The sequence below is a fragment of the uncultured Limnohabitans sp. genome (assembly GCF_937889215.1).
Taxonomy (GTDB): Bacteria; Pseudomonadota; Gammaproteobacteria; order Burkholderiales; family Burkholderiaceae_C; genus Limnohabitans_A.
In genome coordinates this window covers 1-1,784 of sequence record NZ_CALBEX010000345.1, presented here as the reverse complement: position 1 = coordinate 1,784, position 1,784 = coordinate 1, and the positions used below count along the sequence as shown (strand labels likewise).

Annotated in this window: 2 protein-coding genes; one reads left to right on the top strand and one right to left on the bottom strand. The window is 62.3% G+C overall.

Going from position 1 to position 1,784, the window contains the following annotated elements:
• The coding region (locus Q0341_RS08840) for an AMP-binding protein (RefSeq protein ID WP_299512251.1) at positions 1–1,007 on the top strand (1,007 nt) is incomplete at its 5' end.
• 6 nt (positions 1,008–1,013) lie between these two features.
• Here the strand turns inward: Q0341_RS08840 and rpiA are convergent.
• Positions 1,014–1,685 carry a ribose-5-phosphate isomerase RpiA gene (rpiA, locus tag Q0341_RS08835; RefSeq protein WP_299512249.1) on the bottom strand — a complete coding sequence of 224 codons (672 nt, stop codon included), beginning with the start codon at positions 1,683–1,685 and terminating at the stop codon, positions 1,014–1,016.
• Between the last annotated feature and the right edge of the window lie 99 nt (positions 1,686–1,784).

Genomic DNA, 1,784 nt, shown 5'->3' with positions numbered 1-1,784 from the left:
TGATGGCCATGGGCTTGACGTACTTCAACGATGTGGACGCTATCGCGGCCCAAGACTGCATCGCTTACGCCGCCCCGATGTCGCACGGTGCGGGCATTTATGCCATTCCCCACCTCATGGCAGGGGCCAGGCACATGGTGCCGCCCTCGGGTGGTTTCGATCCCCAAGAACTGTTTGCGTTGGGTCAACAGATGGGGCCGCTGTCCCTGTTCGCGGCCCCCACCATCGTGAAACGGCTGGTGGACCACGCAGAGGCGGCGGCACTTTCTGCGCCGGTTTGCGGCCAGTCTTTCAAAACCGTGGTCTATGGCGGCGCCCCGATGTACAGCGCCGACATCCAGCGGGCTTTGCGCGTCATGGGCCCGCGTTTCGTGCAAATTTACGGCCAAGGCGAAAGCCCGATGGTGGGTACCGCCCTGTCACGCCACCACCTGCAAGACAGCACCCACCCTCGCCACCTGGAGCGACTGGCCTCCGTGGGCGTCGCGCAAACCCCGGTGCGCGTGCGCGTGACCAACGCGCAAGGGCAAGACCTGCCACAGGGCGAAGTGGGCGAGGTACTGATCCAAGGCGACAGCGTGATGGCCGGCTACTGGCAAAACCCCGAGGCCACGGCCAGCGCCATCCAAGACGGCTGGTTGTTCACCGGCGACATGGGCTGCTTGGACGCCGACGGCTTTCTGACCCTGAAAGACCGCAGCAAAGACATGATCATCAGCGGCGGCTCCAACATTTACCCCCGCGAGATCGAGGAGGTGCTGCTGCACGCGCACGGCGTGGCCGAAGTGGCGGTGGTCGGTGCCCCAGATGGCGAGTGGGGTGAAGTGGTGGTGGCCTTTGTGGTGCCGCAACCGGGCCACCTGCTGGACACCGCCGCACTCGATGCACTGTGTCTGCGAGAAATTGCCCGCTTCAAACGCCCCAAGCGCTACGAGGTGGTGAGCAGCTTGCCCAAAAACAATTACGGCAAGGTCCTCAAGACGGAACTGCGTCAGCGGCTGAGCTGAACCGCATCAATAATTCAGCGTCTTCACGCCTTGGGCCGTGCCCAGCAAACACACCTGCGCCTTCTGCAAGGCAAACACGCCCACGGTGACCACGCCAGGCCATTGGCTGACGGTGCTTTCGAAGGCGACAGGGTCGGTGATTTTCAGGCCTTTCACATCCACGATGTGTTGGCCGTTGTCGGTCACCAAGGGCTGGCCGTCTTTGAGGCGAACAACGGCCGCGCCGCCCATGGCCGCAAACTGGCGCATCACGCGGGCGGTGGCCATGGGGACCACCTCAACGGGCAACGGAAAAGCACCCAAAGCAGCCACCAACTTGCTCTCGTCGGCAATACAAACAAACTGCTTGGACTGGGCCGCCACGATTTTTTCGCGGGTCAGCGCCGCGCCGCCGCCCTTGACCATGTGGCCCTGGTGGTCGATTTCGTCTGCGCCGTCGATGTAGACCGACAGACTCTCCACCTCGTTGCTGTCAAACACAGGGATGCCCAGGGCTTTGAGGCGCACGGTGGAGGCTTCGGAGCTGGACACTGCGCCCTTGATCTGGTCCCTCATGGTGGCCAAGGCGTCGATGAATTTGTTGACTGTGGAGCCGGTGCCCACGCCAACAATCTCGCCGGGTACAACGTATTTCAGGGCGGCTTGGCCCACCAGGGCTTTGAGTTCGTCTTGGGTCATGGCTTGGGGTCTTTTGAGAAGTGTCAATGGGGGAACGGAAAACGCGGCGAAAAAAGCGAGTCCTTCAGGTTTGAGACAATCGGGCCTTGGCTTGCAACG